Source organism: Paraburkholderia sp. J63 (genome assembly GCF_905220245.1).
Taxonomy (GTDB): Bacteria; Pseudomonadota; Gammaproteobacteria; order Burkholderiales; family Burkholderiaceae; genus Paraburkholderia.
The window spans coordinates 281,914-300,866 of sequence record NZ_CAJMZF010000004.1; the positions used below are offsets into that span (position 1 = coordinate 281,914).

Annotated in this window: 17 protein-coding genes; 5 read left to right on the top strand and 12 right to left on the bottom strand. The window is 63.2% G+C overall.

Features of this window, described 5'->3' with window-relative positions:
• Positions 1-19: 19 nt before the first annotated feature.
• Positions 20-424, bottom strand: a complete 405-nt coding sequence (locus U5775_RS07165; RefSeq protein ID WP_322057426.1) for a hypothetical protein — start codon at positions 422-424, stop codon at positions 20-22.
• 279 nt (positions 425-703) lie between these two features.
• On the opposite strand from U5775_RS07165, the gene U5775_RS07170 reads away from it, so the two are divergent.
• The 5 genes from U5775_RS07170 (at position 704) to bla (ending at position 3,903) form a co-directional block, all read left to right on the top strand.
• Positions 704-1,126 carry a hypothetical protein gene (locus tag U5775_RS07170; protein ID WP_322057427.1) on the top strand — a complete coding sequence of 141 codons (423 nt, stop codon included), beginning with the start codon at positions 704-706 and terminating at the stop codon, positions 1,124-1,126.
• Positions 1,127-1,221: 95 nt separating this feature from the next.
• Positions 1,222-1,410 (top strand): ribbon-helix-helix protein, CopG family, encoded by a 189-nt coding sequence (locus U5775_RS07175; RefSeq protein WP_322057428.1) that lies wholly within the window; start codon positions 1,222-1,224, stop codon positions 1,408-1,410.
• Between the two features lie 88 nt (positions 1,411-1,498).
• Entirely contained in the window at positions 1,499-1,843 is a 345-nt protein-coding gene (locus tag U5775_RS07180; protein WP_322057429.1) for a zinc ribbon domain-containing protein YjdM, read from the top strand.
• Positions 1,844-1,935: 92 nt separating this feature from the next.
• Entirely contained in the window at positions 1,936-2,883 is a 948-nt protein-coding gene (locus U5775_RS07185) for an MBL fold metallo-hydrolase (protein ID WP_322057430.1), read from the top strand.
• Between the two features lie 180 nt (positions 2,884-3,063).
• Positions 3,064-3,903: a class A beta-lactamase gene (gene bla, locus U5775_RS07190; RefSeq protein WP_322057431.1), complete on the top strand. Its 840-nt coding sequence runs from the start codon at positions 3,064-3,066 to the stop codon at positions 3,901-3,903.
• Here the strand turns inward: bla and U5775_RS07195 are convergent.
• The 11 genes from U5775_RS07195 to tssH form a co-directional block, all read right to left on the bottom strand.
• Entirely contained in the window at positions 3,863-4,663 is an 801-nt protein-coding gene (locus U5775_RS07195; RefSeq protein ID WP_322057432.1) for a DotU/TssL family secretion system protein, read from the bottom strand. The two genes, bla and U5775_RS07195, sit on opposite strands and share 41 nt — an antisense overlap.
• A gap of 26 nt (positions 4,664-4,689) precedes the next feature.
• Positions 4,690-8,751 (bottom strand): type VI secretion system membrane subunit TssM, encoded by a 4,062-nt coding sequence (gene tssM, locus U5775_RS07200; RefSeq protein WP_322057459.1) that lies wholly within the window; start codon positions 8,749-8,751, stop codon positions 4,690-4,692.
• Positions 8,752-8,782: 31 nt separating this feature from the next.
• Complete coding sequence (tssL, locus tag U5775_RS07205) at positions 8,783-10,153, bottom strand: type VI secretion system protein TssL, long form (protein WP_322057433.1); 1,371 nt, start codon at positions 10,151-10,153, stop codon at positions 8,783-8,785.
• A 67-nt stretch (positions 10,154-10,220) separates the two neighbouring features.
• Positions 10,221-11,567 (bottom strand): type VI secretion system baseplate subunit TssK, encoded by a 1,347-nt coding sequence (tssK, locus tag U5775_RS07210; protein ID WP_322057434.1) that lies wholly within the window; start codon positions 11,565-11,567, stop codon positions 10,221-10,223.
• 23 nt (positions 11,568-11,590) lie between these two features.
• Positions 11,591-12,097 (bottom strand): type VI secretion system lipoprotein TssJ, encoded by a 507-nt coding sequence (gene tssJ, locus U5775_RS07215; protein ID WP_322057435.1) that lies wholly within the window; start codon positions 12,095-12,097, stop codon positions 11,591-11,593.
• Positions 12,098-12,214: 117 nt separating this feature from the next.
• A complete protein-coding gene (locus U5775_RS07220; RefSeq protein ID WP_322057436.1) occupies positions 12,215-12,697 on the bottom strand; it encodes a type VI secretion system tube protein Hcp in 483 nt (160 codons plus the stop codon).
• A gap of 128 nt (positions 12,698-12,825) precedes the next feature.
• Complete coding sequence (locus U5775_RS39435) at positions 12,826-13,266, bottom strand: STY0301 family protein (RefSeq protein WP_415913522.1); 441 nt, start codon at positions 13,264-13,266, stop codon at positions 12,826-12,828.
• A gap of 11 nt (positions 13,267-13,277) precedes the next feature.
• Positions 13,278-13,670 (bottom strand): BPSL0067 family protein, encoded by a 393-nt coding sequence (locus tag U5775_RS07225; protein WP_322057437.1) that lies wholly within the window; start codon positions 13,668-13,670, stop codon positions 13,278-13,280.
• Positions 13,671-13,740: 70 nt separating this feature from the next.
• Positions 13,741-15,234 (bottom strand): type VI secretion system contractile sheath large subunit, encoded by a 1,494-nt coding sequence (gene tssC / locus U5775_RS07230; protein ID WP_322057438.1) that lies wholly within the window; start codon positions 15,232-15,234, stop codon positions 13,741-13,743.
• 26 nt (positions 15,235-15,260) lie between these two features.
• Positions 15,261-15,803: a type VI secretion system contractile sheath small subunit gene (tssB, locus tag U5775_RS07235; RefSeq protein WP_322057439.1), complete on the bottom strand. Its 543-nt coding sequence runs from the start codon at positions 15,801-15,803 to the stop codon at positions 15,261-15,263.
• Positions 15,804-15,851: 48 nt separating this feature from the next.
• Entirely contained in the window at positions 15,852-18,569 is a 2,718-nt protein-coding gene (tssH, locus tag U5775_RS07240; protein ID WP_322057440.1) for a type VI secretion system ATPase TssH, read from the bottom strand.
• Positions 18,570-18,953: the final 384 nt, after the last annotated feature.

Consider the following 18,953-nt stretch of genomic DNA (forward strand, 5'->3'; position numbering starts at 1 on the left):
GGCAGGGTCTCCGCTGGGTTCAGTCGCGCAGCGCGATGACGCGCTCGTCGATCTCGACGGTGGTGACGAGCGCCTCGGGAAAGCGGCGATGGCAGTACTTGGAGAGCGACCCGCCGCCCAGACCCACGATGAGGATATGCGCGGGCCGCGGCTGGAACAGCTGAAACGCCATCATGGCCCGCGTGTAGGGGAGCTGCAGCGCGTAGGGGTCACTCTTGCGCATGGTGGTCTGGACCGCGCCGAGCGTGCCGAAGCAGAGGGTGCGCGTGCGCAGCCCTTCATGGACGACGGGGACCACGGGGACGACCGGCGAGGACTGGCGGCCGCACAGCTCCGCGAAGAGCGGACTGAGGCGGCCCTGGTTGGGCGGCGGCTCGGGATGGTCCCCATGAGGGGCGGGTCGTGTGCGGGCGCGATGGGTCATGCAGCTCTCGGGATGAAGCGCATACGGTTAACAGAATATGTTAACAACATTATCATACTATCAGAACCGGATTCGCGTTTCCAGAGGGTATCGACACGCAAAAACGCGCAAGAACACGCAACGAGACGGATAGACGCAGCCCTCGGAATCGGCTCGGCGGCGTTTACATCGAATTCCAAGATGATTAACATGTAATTACACCCCGACGAGGGCTGGATGCGCGTCGTGCCGGGTGGTGGTGTAGCGGGGAGAGGTCGGATGATTAACGAGGATGTTCCGTTGCTGACTCATGAGAGGAAGCGCGTGAGCCTGCGCGAGGCGAGCGGCGAGCGCGGCCTCATTGCCGTGAGCGTGGGCCGGGCAGGCGGGCGCGGGTTTCAGATGCTGCACCGCTTTGCGGCCGTGAGCGAGCAGCTCGACGCCGCCGGCGTGAACCTCGTGTTCGTCTATCCGGCGGAATCTGCCCGCCACGTTCAGGATGGGCTTTCGGTGCTGGCGGCGCGCTACAGTGGCAAGCCTTGCCTGCTGCTCGACGAGAGCGGTCTCTTCTTCCGCGCCGCGCCGCCGCTGCAACAGCTTGGCGTCATGCGCTTCGACTCGCAGATGAACTGCATCGACAGGGCCTCGGTCAGCGTGCGCGAAGCGGGCTGGGAGACGCTGTTAAGCGAGTTCCTCGTCGGCGCGCTGGCGGATGCGGCGTAATGAACGCCGGCGTGCGCCGGCGATACAGGTCTCCGGAGGCGTCCGGATTCGATTATAATTTGATTAACATATCTGGACTCTCCAGGACCCGCGTGATGGAAACCAAAAGCGCCCGACTGACGATTCTGATCGACCCCGCAAAGAAGGCGGCATTTGAAGAGCTGTGCGCGGCACAGGATTTGACGCCCTCACAGGTCGTCCGTCAATTGATCCGCGACTACCTCGCCCAGCACGGCGTGACCTACAAGACGAAAAGTACCGTAGGCACGCGCGCGCGCCGGTAAGCCATTCAAGGCGCGCACGCCGCGCCTGCCGGACCCTCCGTCGACCCATACCGCAACAACCGCCTTCGAAAGGCGTGAGAATCGAACCATGAACGCATTACCGCCGTGCCCGCGGTGTCATTCCGAATTCGTCTATGAAGACGGCGCCGTCTATATTTGCCCGGAGTGCGCCCACGAATGGGCCGCGGGCGCGGAGGCCGCCGCAGCCGAGCCCGCCGCGAAGGTCTATCGCGATTCGGCCGGCAATGTCCTGCAGGACGGCGATACCGTCACCGTCATCAAGGACCTGAAGCTCAAGGGCTCGGGCGGCGTGATCAAGATGGGCACCAAGGTCAAGAATATCCGCCTCGTGGACAGCGATCACGACATCGATTGCAAGGTGGACGGCTTTGGCGCGATGAGCCTGAAATCGGAGTTCGTCAGAAAGGCATGACCCAGGCATGATCGAGGCGTGACTCGCGTTTCGAAGCGATGAGGGGCGGCTCGCCACTGCGGTCAACACCATTTGCAGAGGGATGGATCGATATGGACCAGGCTCCCGGCAACCCCGCTTCCCACGTACCCGTCGCGCCTGACGTACGCATTGCGCGCGCCGATTTCGGCCGCGTTTCGGTGCTGTTCGGCGAGAAGAACGGAAAATATCCCGACGGCAACCAGGTGCTCATTCGCGGCTCGGACACGCGCGCGGCCTTCGATACGCCGCGGGTCTCGAACCACATCGGCGCCGAGTTCGACGCCACCGAGCTCGTGGTCATGGGGCACGTGCACGAAGACCATATGGCCGCCCTGCACCGCATCGCGCGCGCTGCGGTCCATGTGCACGAGGCCGATTTGCCTGCCATCCGCAGTTGGGACGGCATGCTCGCCGCTTACGGCCTGCGCGAGCAGGACGCGGCGGAAATGCACGATCTGCTCCAGCGCGACTTCTTCTATGCGCCGCGCCCGGACGCGCAAGGCTACGTGGACGGCACTTGCTGGGACCTCGGCCAGTCGCGCATTCGCGCGTTCCACCTGCCCGGCCACACCGTTGGCCACTGCGTGCTGCTGGTCGAGCCGGAAGGCGTGGCCTTCACCGGCGACATCGATCTGACCGGCTTCGGGCCTTACTACGGCGACGCCTGTTCGAGCCTGCGCGACTTCCGCCGCAGCCTGGCGCGGCTGCCCGATATTCCGGCGAAGGTGTGGGTGACCTCGCATCATCGGGGCGTGTATACGGACCGGGACCATTTCTTGCGCGACCTCGCCGCGTATGCGGCCAAGCTCGACGAACGCGAGCGGCGCCTGCTGGCATGGCTGAAAGACGCGCCACAGACGCTGGAGCAACTGGTCGAGCAACGGCTGCTGTATCCGCCTGGCTATGAGAGCCCGTGGGTACGGTCCGCCGAGACCCGGACGATCTCGCAGCATCTGGCCGAATTGATGGCCGATGGGCGGGTCGAGCGCGACGGGGACGGGGCTTACCGGCTTGCGTGAGTGCGGCCGCAGCAGCGTGGCTGCATGAGTGCGGCGGATGCCTCGGGACCCGCGCGACCCTGGGCGCACGCACGCACGTGCATACACGTAACGGACGGCGAAAGGCGTATGCGGATACATTGCCGGTTGCCTGCCCGATTTCCCGCTTCCGCAGACGCCAGCCAGAACCTCAAAACAACCGTGACGATCTCCAGAACGCGCCGCCATCTGACTATCGCATTGCCATTCCTGCTCGGCACGGGCGCCATGACCCGCCCGGCCGGCGCCGCCGAATCCCCCTTCGCCGATATCGAGCGCCGCAACGGCGGCCGCCTCGGCGTATTCGCCATCGACACCGGCTCGGGCCGCACACTGGCCCATCGCGCCGATGAGCGCTTTCTCATGTGCAGCACGTTCAAGGGCTTGCTCGCGGCGCAGATTCTTGCGCGCATCGACGCCGGGCAAGAGCAGCCGGACCGGCAGGTGCGCTATACGCGCAAGGACCTGATCTTCACCTCGCCGGTGACCGAGGCGAATGTCGCGCACGGCGCGATGACGGTGAGCGCGCTGTGCCAGGCCGCCGTGGAGGTGAGCGACAACACGGCGGCCATCCTGCTCATGCGCAGCGCGGGCGGCCCGGAGGGGCTCACGCAATTCGTGCGCGGTCTTGGCGATACGGTGACGCGCTCCGATCGCTACGAGCCGGCCTCGAACCAGTACGACGGTGCGCTCGATACCACGACGCCGCGCGCCATCGTGCAGTCGGTCACGAAGATCCTGCTCGGTAACGTGCTGAGCGTGCGCTCGCGCCGGCAACTCGAAGACTGGATGGTTGCGTCGACGCCGGGGCGCGAGCGTATTCGCGCGGCCTTGCCCGTCGACTGGCGGGCCTCGAAGATGCCTTCAAGCCGGAGGGTGAGCGTGGTGTGCTGGGCGTTTTCTGCCAGGGTGACGGTGCCCGCATTCACTTCGCTCGCGAGGTGGCCCGTGAGCCTGCCTGCTAGTGCATCGATGGCGACAGGGTGGGTCTGGCCTGCATGATCTGCGTATAACGCCAGTACCCGGCGGCGGCAGCAAGCAGAACAAGGCATAGCGCGCCGACTGCCAGCCAGCGCCGCGATTTCCGCGGAGCCTGCGATAGCGGCTGCGCCTCGACCCGCAGGTGATAGACCGGGTACGCCCCCCCTGTAGTCAGCATGTTTCCACTGTGCACAGGAGGGTAGGGTGCGTAGGTGGCAGCGGCCTGGTTGATCTGCTTGCGGACTGCCGCTATCTGATGCTCGCTGTCGCTCGCGAACCGGTAGCGACCCCTGAATCCCCGTTCGAGAATGTGCTGGATGACTTCAATGAGATATCGGTTGTCGCGGCGATTGTGCATGGCATCCGTGGCGATCGCATAGACGCGGTCGCCGCCTTGCCGGTCATAGCCGAATGTGGTGGCGAGTCCCGTTGCACGCCAGTCCATGCCAGGCCTTGAGCCATTGCCCCAGCCGGTCAGCCCCGCCGCTTCGTCCAGCGCGGAGCACAGGCAGTATCGTGCCTTTTCGATGTGTTCCGCAGGCAGCCTGAGTTCGCCGCAGACTTTCCCGAACATCCGGAGATGCTGTACCAGCCACAACCGATACCGGGCGACGCCAGCCGCATCGAGCTCGCCGGGGGTATTCGCGAGCGCATCCAGCAACGGGCGGGCGGCTTCGAGCAGGGGATTGGCTGCGCCTTCGGCCGCGCGAACGCGTGCGCGATACGACGCAGCAGGATCGGCGTCGTATCGCGGTGCCGGCGAGGGTGCTGTCGCGCTCATGGGATCGTGTCCAGGTATTGGCTCGATCAATGCGGACTGGCCGGCGCCGTCGGAAGGCCCGGGGGGGGGAGGCCCGGCGGCGGTCCGCTATCGGCGAGCCCAAATACCGGCATCGAACTCGGGCAGCGGAACGTTCTCAGGACGTCGCTCGTGAGCGGGTTGGCAACGCTACCGGTGCTGTCGATATCGAGTACGGCCTTGCGCCCATCGAAATCGAAGGCGACGCGTGTCTTTCCTGGTGTGGCCGTCTCCACGACGTGCCCCTTTGCGAGCAGGCGCATCAACGCCCACGGGCCGTCAGCTGACGCGGTTGACGTCTCGGGCCGGATACGGGGGGTCGCGGTGATCTCGGCATGTGCGCCGCCACGAGGGCCGGGCCAGCTAACCGTGAAAGGCGTGACCGGCCCGTGCTGGTAGAGCATCGTCTGGCCGTCGATGTCGATCATGAGGCCGGTAATGGCGGGATCGAGCTCCGGCACCTGAAGACTGGCCTTCCAGGTCATCTGGTTCTGGCCAGTGCCGCCGAAGAAGACGTCGCGAATCGCCTTCGCATGCTGGAACGGCTCGAGGTCCGGCCCCTGAACCGGCTCGGTGGCGCCGGGCAGCGTGCGATAGCGCCAGGGCTTTGACGACGTGTCGACGAACGGTGCAAGCGTTTTGGCGAAGATGTCATCGATGACGCCACCCTGCGCGAACACGCGCGTGAAGTCGTCAATGCTCACGTCGCGCGTGCTGTCGGGTGTGAACGGGTAGTTGCCCTCGATCGTGAGGCGGCAGGTATCGCCGATGACCGCACCCATCTGGCGTGAAAGCAGCTGGCCGATGCCCTGATTGACTTCCTGCGATCCCTGCTGGGCGAGTTGCAGCAACACGGCGCGGAAAGGTGCGGGCATCGTGTTCGCGGTCATCTTCAGCTTCGCGGCCGTGTCACTCGCCGGCGGCATGCTGTTGTTGCTGATTGCGTTGTCCGCCACCGTGAGCGCAGTGTAATAGTCGTTGAGCAGGTTGGTTACCCCGTCCAGCCCGGTTTTCCCGGCCTGCGCGGCGGCGTCGCCCATGGCCTGAACCTCTGCGTTGCCGGTTACGACCTCGCGCAGCGCAGCGAAATGGCTGTCGACCAGTTCGCGCTCGACCTGTTCCGACGCCCGGATGCTGAGCGCCAAGTCAGCCTTCTGGCTGATCTGGTCGGTCGCCTTCTGGAGCAGGGACCCGCCGGCTGCGGCGACGGGCTGCGTGAGCGTCGTTTCATGCACGGCCGCGCGTGCCAGACGCGCGAGAGGCGAATCGGGCGCGGCAAAGCTGCGCAGCACCTGAAGGTTGAACGCGAGACTTGTCCCTGTCACCGTGCGGATGTCGCCGAGAAACGCATCCCATTGCTGGGCGTATTCGGTCAGATACTCCCGCCGGATGGCCTCTGTCAGCGGATCATCCGCGCCGGTGTTCGTACCTACAAGCTCAACAGTTTTTTTTTGAGCCTGATCGGCGAGGCCGCCGAGATACGAGCGCCCCATCACCCAGGCATCGTCATCGCGCGCGACCTGGACGAACTCGGGCAGGCGCTTGTCGAACAGGTTGCGGTAGCCGTCGAACGTGAAGAGGCCCGGCACGCCCCGCGAGAGCGGCGCGCCGCTTGCGCGCGTGAAAACGGTTCCCGCCTGGGGGCCCACCGCGCGGATCAGCGTGAACTCGTCGGGCGCCTCTTTCATCATGGCGGCCTTGGCCCGCTCATAGAGCCGGTCGGTCGCATTGCTGCCGTCGAGGAAGGCGCGGGCCTGCTGGATCAGCGTGTCGTTGCGGATGAGAGGCGACTGGACCACGCGATCGCCCGAGAACAGCTGCTGGACGTGATCGATCATCGAGGCGCGGCCACCGAACACCGATGCACTGTCGGTCTTCGCCCAGTCGTCGAGTACCCACGCCTTGACGTCATCGGCGTTGAACTTCGCCTTGTCATAAAGCATGAGGTAGACGCGCAGTGCCTCGTAAGTCGCCTTCGGATCCTTGTTCGCGATCGACTGCGAGATCACGTCTTCCATCCGGTGCACGATCTGCGGCACCAGCAGGTTGTCCTCGAGTGCGTCGTAGGTGTGGCGGCTTTCCGTGACGATATCGGGGGCCGTATAGAGACCGTAGCGGAAAGTGCTGTCGGGATCCGACAGGTCGAGTCCCTGATATGTCGGCAGATAGCGCGCGGCGCTCAGCGTATCGGGCACGGCTTCAGACTTCGGGTCGTGGTACAACTGCGTCACACGCGCGGCGAGCGCCTGCGTCTTGCGCGCGATGGCGCCAAGGTAATCGCTGTTGTTGCCGAAGCTCACACGCAGGCCAAGGGCGAGCCAGACGAAGAGCAGCAGGGCGAGCGCGTGGCCAATCAGGCGCAGCAGACGGAAACGGAATTCCCAGCGCAGGTTCGGGCGCACGAGATGCGCCTCGGGAATGACGACCTTCGTGAAGAGGTCGTGCAGGAAGAAGCCTTCGCTGGTCGCCTCCCGTAGCGATGTTGCCGGAGCCTTCATGCCCGCGATCACCCGCTGCACGATGGTGCGCCGCTCGGCCACCATCCCGGTACCGGCCTGATCCGCACTCGTGAAGTACACGCCGCGCAGTGTCGAATACAGTTGCGTGTCATCGTAGCGCGAATCGAGAAACACACGTTCGATCAGTTCGACGAGCGGCACAGTCAGGGCGGCAAACTCCTGCGACAGCGCGGCGAGCTTGCGACGGTGGAGCGGATCGTATTCGTCCTGCAGGCGGGTATCGATGCCACGTTCGAGGCGCTGCGCGAGCTGGCCCAGTTCCGAGTGGCACCGTGCGGCGACGCCTTCCTTCGCGATGGTTTCCTTGCCATAGGGGAGTGTAAAGCCCCATGCCTGGGCGCGGCCTTCAGCGGTCAGCGACGAAAAGTATTCGGTGAAGCCGGTGAGCTGGTCCATGCCGGTCACGACCAGATACACGGGGAAGCGTATGCCGAGTTCGCCGCGCAGTTCGGCCAGGCGCGCGCGCAACGCGGCCGCCTCGGCCATCCGGCGGCTGTCGTCCGGGCTCGTGAGTTCGGCGAGGTTGACGGCGAGCAGCGCACCGTTGATGGGTGCACGCGGCCGGTGTGTCCGGAGCATGCCGAGGAAGCCAAGCCACTCTTCCGAGTCCATCCGCTGGCGAGCCTGCACCGGATCGACCCACGTAATTGACGCGGTCGATGCTTTCGGTGCGTCGAGGGCTTTGCCGTCTGCCGCCTTTGCCTCCCCAGACCTGTCGTTCTCCGTTTTTGCGTCGGTGGCGTTGCGCTCCGTGGCCTTGCTGGTTTCCGGAGGCGGCGGCAACGCATGGTCTGACGTGCCGTGGCGGGTATAGTGGCCAGCCGTGTCGATCAGCACCGCATCGTTGGTGAGCCACCAGTCGACATTGGCAGTGGCCTTCTGCGCAGCGCCTGCAGCACGCTGCATCTGCTCGGCAACCGGGAACGCGAGACCCGTGTTCAGCAGGGCGCTGGTCTTGCCCGACGATTTCGAGCCGAGCGCGATATACCACGGCAATTCGTACAGGTAGCGCTTGCCCTGGAAAAGACGCCCGATGCCGCGTGCACCGGTTCGCATCGCCTTCAGGCGGGCGAGTGCATTCGCCACGATGGCGCTCACCTCTTTCAGCTGGGCCTCGGCGAGCGACGGGTCTTTCCTGCCACCGAACGTCAGCATCTTCTCGACGAGCGACCGGTTGCTCTTCATCTCCTGCCAGAGGCGGAAGAGCCAGTACACGGCGAAAACGAACAGCAGAACCGCGATGGCGATGACGCGTGCCGACTCCGGCGCGAAGGGCTGGGCCTTGCCGAACGTGAGCAGCGGCGTGGCGTACCAGATCAGCAGGCACAGCAATGCCACGACGACCGGGCTGGTTGACAAGTGGAGCAGCCACAGCAGGACGCTCGCGAACAGCAGGGCGATCACGAGCACACGCATGCCGGCGCCCGCGAGCGGCTTCAGGCCGCCGAAGGCGACGAAGGGTCCGACAAACCAGATCACCAGCGCGACGACGATCAGCGCGAGAAAGGCGAGGAACTGGCGCGAGACCAGAAACGACAGGAATTTTTTCATGCCTGGATGCTGACTGCTTTCATGTTTCCGTTTATTCCGCAACCGTGATTTCGACACGGCGGTTCTGTGCGCGACCCTGTGGCGTGGTGTTATCCGCCACCGGATCGGCGTCGCCCTTGCCAATGGCTTCCAGACGGCTTGCCGGCACGCCCGCGGCCTGCAGCATCTGCATGACCTGCGTGGCGCGCTCTTCGGACAGTGCATCGTTGGAGGCGAACTGGCGGCTCCGGATCGGCACATTGTCCGTATAGCCGAGCACCGAGACCTTGCCCGGCACCTTCACGATTTCGGCAGCGATCTTCGCGATGAGCGGCCCCATCGCTGCATTGACGGACACACCACCGGGCCGGAACATCGAATCGCCGCGGAACGTCACCGAACTGTGATGCGCATCTTCGTCGACACTGACCGTGCCCGCGGCAATTTCGTCCTTGAGCAGCGTCTTCAGATGAAGGACCGGTGGCGCCGGTGGAGGCGTCATATGCCCGATGTCGGCAATCTGCTTCTGCACCTCGGCGCTGCGACCCAGCAGTTCGTACTTGAACCAGCCAAAGCAGCCGAGCAGGATGACCGAAAGCAGGGCGACCGTGATCCACACAGGGAAGTCGTAGAACGACGCGCGCCGGCCCTTGACGTCAGACTGCCAGTGCGGCGAAAGGGCAACGGGCACGATGCCGCGTCTCGCCATGATTTCGTTGTAGATGCGCTGACGCACTGCTTCGTGCTTGCGGTGACCACCCGCTTCAACGCGGTAGCGGCCTTCGAAGCCCAGGCTCAGGATGCGGTAGATCACCTCGAGCAGGTCAAGATGCTCCTGCGGGTCGGACATCAGGCGGCCGATGAGAAGGTAGACCTTGTCACCGCCCTGCCGGTCTTCGTGGAAAATCGTGGCCAGTCCACGGGTCACCCATTCGACACCCGCGTCGGGGGTCTCCCTGTCGCGGGCTGCCGTACCCGCATCCTTTCCGGGCTGATTGCGTCCAGGCGGTACGGGTGCCTTGCCGTCGCCGCCTCCGGCGCCATCGCCTTTGCCACCCTTGCTGTTCTTGCCCCAGGCAGTCTGCATGGCCGCCTCGTCGATGGCCGTACAGAGGCAGTAGCGGGCGCCGAGCATGTGGTCCCGCCGGATGCTGGCCTGCTCGCACAGCTTCTGGAAGGCGCGCACCTCCTGCTCCAGCAGGTCGCGCAACTGCTCGACCCGCTCATGATCGAGCTGTTCAGGCATGTCGGACAGCGCCCGAAGCAGGAGGCGCGCAGCTTCGAGCAACGGATTATTCGCAGCCTTGATGGCCACAAGACGTGTCGTAAGAGACTCGCCGGGCGGCAATTCACGGCGGGGCGTTGCCTGGTTTTCGTTGACGTCCGGGACTTGCCCCACCGGATCTATCGTTGCCTGTGGCATTCCTGCATTTCCTTGTCTGCGTATCAGGTCGGAGCGGGCACGCTGTTGCCCTTTGTGATGACCGTCGCTATCCGCGAATGCCCCACAGTTCGAGCTTCAGGGACGGGAAGTCCCCTGCGATGTGCAGCGCCAGACCGCCACGGCGTTCGACGTCTTCCCAGAGCTGGCCTGCACGCGAGAGCTCGTAGTAGATATAGCCCGCATTGAAGGGAATCTGCCGTGGCGGTACCGGCAATGCCTGCAGCGCGATACCCGGCAGGTGACCTCGCACGAGATCGGGCAGGCGTTCGGAAGGACCGACCTTGGCCTGGGCAGCGAATTGCTGGAGCAGGGTATCGGGCGGCATCGCCGCACTGACGGCAAGCACGACCGAGGTGAAACCGGACATCTCGGCGGGATCCACCACGGCGTTGCGCATGCCGTAGCCGGCGTCCGTCAGTTCGATGCTCTGCGCGCTGCGCACAAGCACCGCGTTGAGCAACTGGTGGGTGTCGTCGACGACCGGTTTCAGGCACAGATGCGGCGCCGTATGCTGGTACGGCGGATGGGAATCGAGCGGCCGGCGCGTCGTGGTGCGAACATAAGTCGACAACTCACCTGCCATGCTGATGAGGAGCGCGTAGAGGTCCGCGGGCGACGTGGTCGGCACGCGTCGCAGATGCTGGAGAAGCGGCTCATATCGGTTGAGTGTCTGCAGCAGCAGATAGTCCGAGACTTCGGCCGCCGTACCCGCCTTGCCGTCTGCGCCAGTCAGACGCTGCGCCAGCGCGGTGGCGCGCAGGCGGGTGAGATCATGGATTTTCGCAAGCCAGCTCTCGAGCAGGCTGCTTGCGCCATAGGCTGACACAGGCGGCACGAGGGTGTCGTCGAGTTCAATGCTGCCGTCGGCGCGGATGGTCTTGACACGCGTGAGCGCAAGACCGATCCATGCATCGGTCATCTCCTTTTCGGGCACGAGACGCAGCCGCAGGTTCGACAGCTGGACCTTCTGAGAACCCTGACCGACCGAGTTGGTGTCGCGCAGATCCGTATTGAACACCGCGTAGCGTGCGAGCGAATCGGAAGCGTTATCGAAGGTCGTTTCCTCGCCGTTGGGCACACGGATCGGCACAGCGAGATAGATGAGCTGCTCCAGATGCTCAGGCCGGATCGTGAGCGGCGCGGGCGGGGGCGTGCTGCCCGGTGCGTCGAAAGGCGTGCCGTCGGGAAAAACGCCAGCCGCGGATTTCACGATCACCTTGCCCAGCGCGAGTGCCTCGACATCGAGTGCGTAGTGCGTGAAGCCGAAGAAGAAGGGCGAAAGGGGCGCCGTACGCTTGTGCGCGAAATGCTCGAGATAGCGCTCCTGCTGCTGAAACAGCTGCGGGCGCATGAAGAGCCCTTCATTCCAGACGACCTTGTTGTGCCAGCTCATGATTTACGTTTCCGCCTTGCGTTTCACTTCTGCGTGTTGTCGGTAATCCTGATCGCACCGGCGTCAAGATTAATGGTGAGATTCAGCTTCGGCGACGAGAAGCGATACCACGCCTTCTCCGGTGTCGCCGGTAACGGATAAACCGCCCGCCATACGGCATGCGGCAGATCGCGGTATTCGGCGAGCACACCCAGTGTGGTCGTGTTCGCGTCGGCGACTCGCCGGATCGTCTGATGCTCGCCGGGCCGCAGCTGGAATTCGTCGCGCTTGACGAGATCGTCCGCGAGCACCGTCTTGTCCTTGTCCTGCAGGGAGAAATAGTCCGCTGCCTTGAACGCGTTATCGGTCTTCAGTTCATAGACGCGCACCACGATGGGCGCGGGCCGCCCCTGATCATCAGGATTGACCGCTGTGGCGGCACTGACCGTCAGGTCCAGCCGCAGTGGCTCATGCGGTTTGGGATCGCTGCTCGCGCAGGCGGCGAGCAGCAGCACAAGTGTGCAGGCAGTCGCGAGAGGAATCAGGCGCATGTGTTGAGGCACATCGGGTTAAGACTCGAAACGCCCGGCGAGCGAGCCGTACGAAAGCTACAGCTCGCTCGCCGGGCAGACTACATCAGGACTGCCTGCACGACAGCCAGGCGAGGCTTACGCCTCCTTGTTGCCCTTGATGTCGTAGCTGGCCGTCACGGCGCCGCCGCTGCCGCCCTGGGCGTTCTGGACGACATATTCCTGCTTGACCTTCGAGAAGGAGAGGCGGACATTCTCGCGGATGCCGTTATCGCTGTTGCTACCCGCCGGGCTCACTTGCGTGACGAGCACATCGCTCATCGTGAACTTGAGGTATTCGAGCGGGTTACCGCCCGCCTTGCGCACGGTCAGCACCGCCTGATCGATGTGTTTGCCGGTCAGGCAATACTTCATCAGGTTCGGGCTGGCACGGTCGACCGAATGGTCAAATGCCAGATCTTCCACGGTTGCCTTGCCGGCACCGCCACCCGAGCCAGAATGCATGCTCGACTGTTGCGAAACCTGCCAGCTCCAGCTGGCCACTTCGATTTCGTTCTTGTGGGAAGCATCCGGCGATTCGCCGTCAATACCGTCGATCTTGAGGAAAATATCTTGTGCCATCTCAAACTCCAGAAAAGTGGAACTTACCTATCTACTCTTACTGCCGCCGGATTGAACCGAACGAGCCTTTCGTGACTCACGTTCGGCACGTACGGGCCATCACTGTCTGTCCGCGCTACAAATGCGGACTATTTACATCTAACGTTCATGACGAGCGTCCCCTTGCTGTCAACGGTAGGGCCATCGGCGCGACACTGCGATATGCCTCCCGGCAGTTTCTGCGAGAGCAGTACTGGTGAACCGCCATAGCCGCAGGACAGCCAAAGGCCCTTGCTGCTTTGCGCAGGATCGAATTCCCACGTAAATGAAGGGCTCCCCTTAACTGTTTCCATGCGAGGTTTCAGATCGACCCGATCTTGTGGCTGACCAACCGTAACGAGAACCCCCTGAACTGCATGCGAGGTTGACCGCTGAACCACCTGCCATCCATTGGGGGCGTCTGTTACCACCGCAGGCTGTGTCGTGATTCGCGCCGGGCAGGTGATTTCCACCGCGCGTGCTGAACCCGGGGCAACTATCGAGGCAGCAAGGACAAAGCCAGGGCCCAGTCTGATCAAAAGCGTGTTCATGCGAGTCGGCCCTATTCGATGATGGAAAATGCGTCGGCGTTGTTACTGGGATCGCGGAAGTGGCCGTTGCTGTATTTGCCCTTGGGGCAGATCAGCCGTGATGACACGGTGGACTTCATCGGGTCCCCCGCCCACTGATCCATCACGCGAATACAATTGCCTTCGCGTCCCATGAACAGGGCAGCATGGTTGCCATGCTGGTGGCTCTGATAGCGGCCATTCACAAACGTCGCGATGGCAGTTCCGACCGGCACATTCGTCGCATCCAGCACGCGTTCGCCTTCGCTCCAGGTTGTCGTCGGGGCGGGCGCTGCTGCGTAGCGTTGAACCAGAGCAACACATTGGTACGAGCCGACGAGAGGCGTGCTTTCGAGTGAGGCGACTTCCGAATATTGGTATGGCATGCAAAGACTCCTTGTGAGGGAATGCGGGCTGGCCATCGACCCCGTCATGTCGATGGCCCATCTGCGCCAGTTATGCGGCTTCCTTGATCGACGGAAGCTTCGCGACCAGGCGCAGCGACACGGTCAGGCCTTCAAGCTGGAAGTGCGGGCGCAGGAAGAACTTCGCCTGGTAGTAGCCAGGGTTGCCTTCCACGTCCTCGACGAGCACTTCGGCCGCAGCGAGCGGTCGACGCGCCTTGGTTTCCTGCGACGAGTTGGCCGGGTCGGCATCCACGTAATTCATGATCCATTCGTTGAGCCAGCGCTGCATGTCCTCGCGCTCCTTGAACGCACCGATCTTGTCGCGCACGATGCACTTCAGGTAATGCGCGAAGCGCGAGCAGGCGAAGAGATACGGCAGGCGCGCCGACAGGTTCGCGTTGGCGGTGGCATCCGCGTCGTGGTACTCGGCCGGCTTCTGCATCGACTGCGCACCGATGAAGGTGGCGTGGTCAGTGTTCTTGCGGTGAATGAGCGGAATGAAACCGTTCTTCGAGAGTTCGGCTTCACGGCGATCCGAAATGGCGATTTCGGTCGGGCATTTCATGTCGACACCGCCGTCGTCCGTCGGGAACGTGTGGCAGGGCAGGTTTTCGACCGTGCCACCCGATTCCACGCCGCGGATCAGCGAGCACCAGCCGTACAGCTTGAATGAGCGGTTGATGTTCACGCCCATTGCGTAGGCGGCGTTGGACCATGCGTAGTGACGGTGATCCGAGCCCGCCGTGTCTTCCTCGAAGTCGAATTCGTCGACCGGGTTCGTCTTTGCGCCATACGGCAGGCGCGCGAGGAAGCGCGGCATCGCAAGACCGATGTAGCGGGCATCCTCGGTGTTGCGCAGCGAGTTCCACGGAGCATATTCGAGGTTCTGCGTGAAGATCTTCGTGAGGTCGCGTGGATTGGCGAGCTCCTGCCACGATTCCATCTGCAGCACTGCGGGCGACGCACCCGAGATGAACGGCGTATGGGCCGCGGCCGAGATCTTGCCGATCGAACTGAGCAGGTCGACATCCGGCGGCGTATGGTCGAAGTAGTAGTCCGCGACGAGGCAGCCGTACGGCTCGCCGCCGAGCTGGCCATACTCTTCTTCGTAGATCTGCTTGAAGAGCGGGCTCTGGTCCCATGCGAGGCCCTTGTAGCGCTTCATCGTGCGGCGCAACTCGTCCTTCGAGATGTCCATGAAGCGGATCTTCAGGCGCTCATCGGTTTCCGTATTGGAGACGAGGTGATGCAGGCCACGCCAGGCCGATTCCAGCTTCTGGTAATCGTCGTGGTGCAGGATCAGGTTGATCTGCTCGGAGAGCTTGTGATCGATCTGCGCGATGATGGCGGCGATGCTCTTGTACGCATCGTCGCTGATGGTGGCCGACTGCCGCAGCGCCTGCTCGGCGAGCGTCTGGACGGCGAGCTCGACGGCTTCGCGCGCCTGTTCGGTCTTCGGCCGGAATTCCTGGTTGAGCAGCTGGGTGAAGTCCGAGCCGGTTGCGACGCCGGCCACCGCTGTCTGTGCGTGCTGTTTTGCCATGATGTGTCTCTAAGGTATCCTGTCGATCAGTTCGCGTTGCCGGATTCCACGGCTTCAGGGGTGTCAACGGCCACCTGCGGCTTCGGCGCGGCGGCCAGTGACTTCAGAAGCGAGGGGTCCTGGAGCAGCTGGTTCACAAGCGATTCCGCGCCCGACTTGCCGTCCATGTACGTCTGCAGGTTCGCGAGTTGCGTGCGCGCATCCAGCAGCTGTCGCAGCGGTTCGACCTTGCGTGCGACGGCGGCCGGCGAGAAGTCCTCGATGCTCTCGAAGGTCATGTCGACCATCATCTGGCCTTCGCCCGTGAGCGTGTTCGCCACGGCAAACGCGACGCGCGGCCGGATGGCTTTCATGCGTTCATCGAAATTGTCAATATCAATATCGAGGAAGCGGCGGTCTGCCACGGCCGGCAGCGGCTCGACCGGTTTGCCCGACAGATCGGCGAGCACGCCCATCACAAACGGGAGCTCGACCTTCTTTTCGGAACCGTAGACCTCGACGTCATACTCGATCTGCACACGCGGCGCGCGATTGCGTGCAATGAACTTCTGCGAACTGCTGGAAGACATGGGGAAACTCCCGTGAGCGGTGGTGGGTGTGGTAAAGGGGCGGTAGCGTCAGAGCGCCTGCCCGACGATGGATTCCTCAGCGTCAGCGCTGACGCCATCGGTCTGGGTGTCCTGCGTCGTAGCCGGGAACCGGAAGATGAGCGCGGTAGCCGGCGGTGCGTCACGATCGCCCAGGACAATATCGATGCGTGAAAGGGGCTGCTTCGACGAGAACGCATCGAGCCACAGGGTTGAAAGGCGCGGCAGGACGTGCTGCTCGATGAAGCCGATCAGGACACGAGCGCCCGTCTCCTGCACGAGGCATCGACCGACGATGTAATCGACGACAGGCTCGTCGTAGGTCAGTGCGATCTGGTGTGCCTCAGCCATGCGGCGCACGACGCGGTCCAGGTGCAGACGTACAATTCGTGCGAGTGACATGCTGGCGAGCGGCCGGTATGGGACGACGGTGACGCGACCGAGGAACGCGGCCGGGAACACCTTTAGCAGTTCGGGGGCGAGCGCATCGCGCAAGGCCTCTGCATCCGGCGCAAGCATGGAGTCCGCACACAGGCTCGCCGTCAGCTCGGAGCCCACATTGCTGGTGAGCAGGATCGTGGTATTGCGGAAGTCGATATACCGTCCATCGCCGTCTTCCATGTAGCCCTTGTCGAACACCTGGAAGAACATTTCGTGGACGTCGCGATGCGCTTTCTCGATCTCGTCGAGCAGCACTACCGAATACGGACGGCGGCGCACGGCTTCAGTAAGCACACCTCCTTCGCCGTAGCCGACATAGCCCGGTGGCGCGCCCTTGAGCCCCGAGACAGTGTGGGCTTCCTGATACTCGCTCATGTTGATGGTGATCAGGTTCTGTTCGCCGCCATACAGCGCTTCGGCAAGCGCCAGCGCGGTCTCGGTCTTGCCAACGCCGGAGGGTCCCGCAAGCAGGAATACACCAAGGGGCTTCTTCGGATCCGTGAGGCCGGCACGCGCCGTCTGCACGCGCTCGCCGATCTGGTGGAGCGCATCAGGCTGACCGATAACCCGCGCCTCGAGCGTTGAGGGCAGTGTGCGAACGGCCGTGATCTCGTCAGTCACCATGCGGCCTACCGGAACACCGGTCCAGTCGGACACGATCTCCGCGACGATGGCTTCATCGACTTCCGGGAACACATAGGGCGTCTCGCTCCTGAGGACTGTGAGCTGTTGCTCAAGATCACGCAAGGAACCTGTCGCCGCCTGATCGCCGGCGAGCGCTGCCTCACGCGCGCCCGCAAGCGCCTGCATGGCGTCAAGCTGGACGCGCCAGTTTCCTTCGACAACGGCCATGTCGCCTGTCAGGGCTTCGATGCGCGCGTTCGCCGAGGTAATGGCCTTATCTGCATTCAGGCCAATGAGCGCTTCCTGCTGGAGCAGGTCGCGTTCGACCTTGGCCGCGCGCAGACGCTCGGAGAGGTTTTGCAATTCGCGCGGAGGCGTATGCTGCGAAAGTGCTACACGAGCGCAGGCCGTATCGAGCAGGCTGATCGCCTTGTCGGGCAACTGCCGCGAGGGAATGTAGCGATGCGAAAGCTTCGCCGCAGCACGGATCGCTTCGTCGAGAACAACAACACCATGATGTCGCGCAAACGTTGGCGCGAGGCCCCGCACCATGTCGATGGCGGCCACTTCCTCCGGCTCCGGAACCTGAAGGACCTGGAAGCGGCGGGTGAGCGCTGGATCCTTCTCGATGTGCCGCTTGTACTCGGCCCACGTTGTTGCCCCGATAGTGCGGATCGTGCCGCGCGCGAGCGCCGGCTTGAGCAGGTTGGCAGCGTCGCCCGTACCTGCCTGACCACCGGCACCGATCAGCGTATGAATTTCGTCAACGAAGAGAATGACCGGAACCGGCGACTTTGCAGCAGCTTCGAGCACGCCCTTCAGGCGCGCCTCGAATTCACCCTTCATGCTGGCGCCGGCCAGGAGCGCGCCGACATCAAGGCTGAGCAGTCGCACGCTGGCGAGTTTGGGCGGTACTTCACCGGCGGCAATCGCGAGGGCGAGTCCTTCCACCACAGCGGTCTTGCCAACGCCGGCCTCCCCCGTGAGCAGCGGATTGTTCTGGCGGCGGCGCAGCAGCACGTCGATCATCGTGCGGATTTCGAGCTCGCGCCCCACCACGGGATCGATCTCACCGGCACGCGCGCGTGCCGTCAGGTCGGTGCAGTACTGTTCGAGCGTCGAGCCTTTCGACGCGCCAGGCATCGCCTGCGACGCTTCGCCTGGAAGAGCGGGGGAGTAGTCGCTACCGTCGTGCGGGACTTCGCCCGCTTCGGGCGAACCATCAATCCACGCCGGCAACTCATCAGTGAGGCCGTCTACGGGAATTTTTGCGAACGTGGGCGAAATGGAGAGCAGGACCCGCCGCAGTTCTGGCGTCGTCAGAAGGGCGACCAGCAACCAGGCGCCGCGAATACGCCGCTCGTTCTTTTCGAGTGACGTGATGAGCCAGGCACGTTCGATGGCGTGATCGACATGGTGCGAGAAATCGATAATGGAACTGGCACCTGCTGGCAGCGTCGCAAGTGCACGGGCGATGTCACGATCCAGCGTGTCCTGATCAATTCCACAGTGACGCAGCACACGATGCAGATCGGAATCGGGCTGCTGCATGAGCTGATGCAGCCAGTGCACCGGTTCGACGTACGGATTGCCTCTGAGTTTGCAGTACGCCGTTGCAGATTCAGCACTCCTGAACAGCGTGACTCCCAGCTTGCTGAACAGGGAATGACGGGAAATCGCCATGTGATTCTTCCAGGATTGTCGTTATCTTCTTTCTTGACGCGCTCTGCCATTTTCTGAAAGCGCATGTGCAGTCTGCCCCGTATGGTCTTGCCGCACGCGTATATCGCCTCCTGCCTTCCCGAGGGAAAATGACGAAAAGCAGTCCCCAGCGATCGGGGATTATTTGTACACGTCGCACTTTAATTCCATAAGTCCGCACTCGTCAACGGCATATATACAGGATGGCTTACTAACGTATCCATTCTAAATATCTAGAAATTTCACACAACCTGTCCCGCGCACAAATACCGCAACCACACAATGGAAGTCAATTGTATAAATCTGAATTTTTGTGTCGAATTAATGATTTATTGATGCCAACCAATCATTGCGATGGTATTTAAC

Coding starts and splice junctions, on each gene's coding strand:
- U5775_RS07180 (WP_322057429.1), top strand. CDS start 1,499: ATGAACGCATTACCGCCGTGCCCGCGGTGTCATTCCGAATTCGTCTAT.
- tssK (WP_322057434.1), bottom strand. CDS start 11,567: ATGAGCTGGCACAACAAGGTCGTCTGGAATGAAGGGCTCTTCATGCGC.
- tssJ (WP_322057435.1), bottom strand. CDS start 12,097: ATGCGCCTGATTCCTCTCGCGACTGCCTGCACACTTGTGCTGCTGCTC.
- tssH (WP_322057440.1), bottom strand. CDS start 18,569: ATGGCGATTTCCCGTCATTCCCTGTTCAGCAAGCTGGGAGTCACGCTG.
- U5775_RS39435 (WP_415913522.1), bottom strand. CDS start 13,266: ATGAACACGCTTTTGATCAGACTGGGCCCTGGCTTTGTCCTTGCTGCC.
- tssL (WP_322057433.1), bottom strand. CDS start 10,153: ATGCCACAGGCAACGATAGATCCGGTGGGGCAAGTCCCGGACGTCAAC.
- tssB (WP_322057439.1), bottom strand. CDS start 15,803: ATGTCTTCCAGCAGTTCGCAGAAGTTCATTGCACGCAATCGCGCGCCG.
- U5775_RS07225 (WP_322057437.1), bottom strand. CDS start 13,670: ATGCCATACCAATATTCGGAAGTCGCCTCACTCGAAAGCACGCCTCTC.
- U5775_RS07220 (WP_322057436.1), bottom strand. CDS start 12,697: ATGGCACAAGATATTTTCCTCAAGATCGACGGTATTGACGGCGAATCG.
- U5775_RS07185 (WP_322057430.1), top strand. CDS start 1,936: ATGGACCAGGCTCCCGGCAACCCCGCTTCCCACGTACCCGTCGCGCCT.
- U5775_RS07175 (WP_322057428.1), top strand. CDS start 1,222: ATGGAAACCAAAAGCGCCCGACTGACGATTCTGATCGACCCCGCAAAG.
- U5775_RS07165 (WP_322057426.1), bottom strand. CDS start 424: ATGACCCATCGCGCCCGCACACGACCCGCCCCTCATGGGGACCATCCC.
- tssC (WP_322057438.1), bottom strand. CDS start 15,234: ATGGCAAAACAGCACGCACAGACAGCGGTGGCCGGCGTCGCAACCGGC.
- tssM (WP_322057459.1), bottom strand. CDS start 8,751: ATGAAAAAATTCCTGTCGTTTCTGGTCTCGCGCCAGTTCCTCGCCTTT.
- U5775_RS07195 (WP_322057432.1), bottom strand. CDS start 4,663: ATGAGCGCGACAGCACCCTCGCCGGCACCGCGATACGACGCCGATCCT.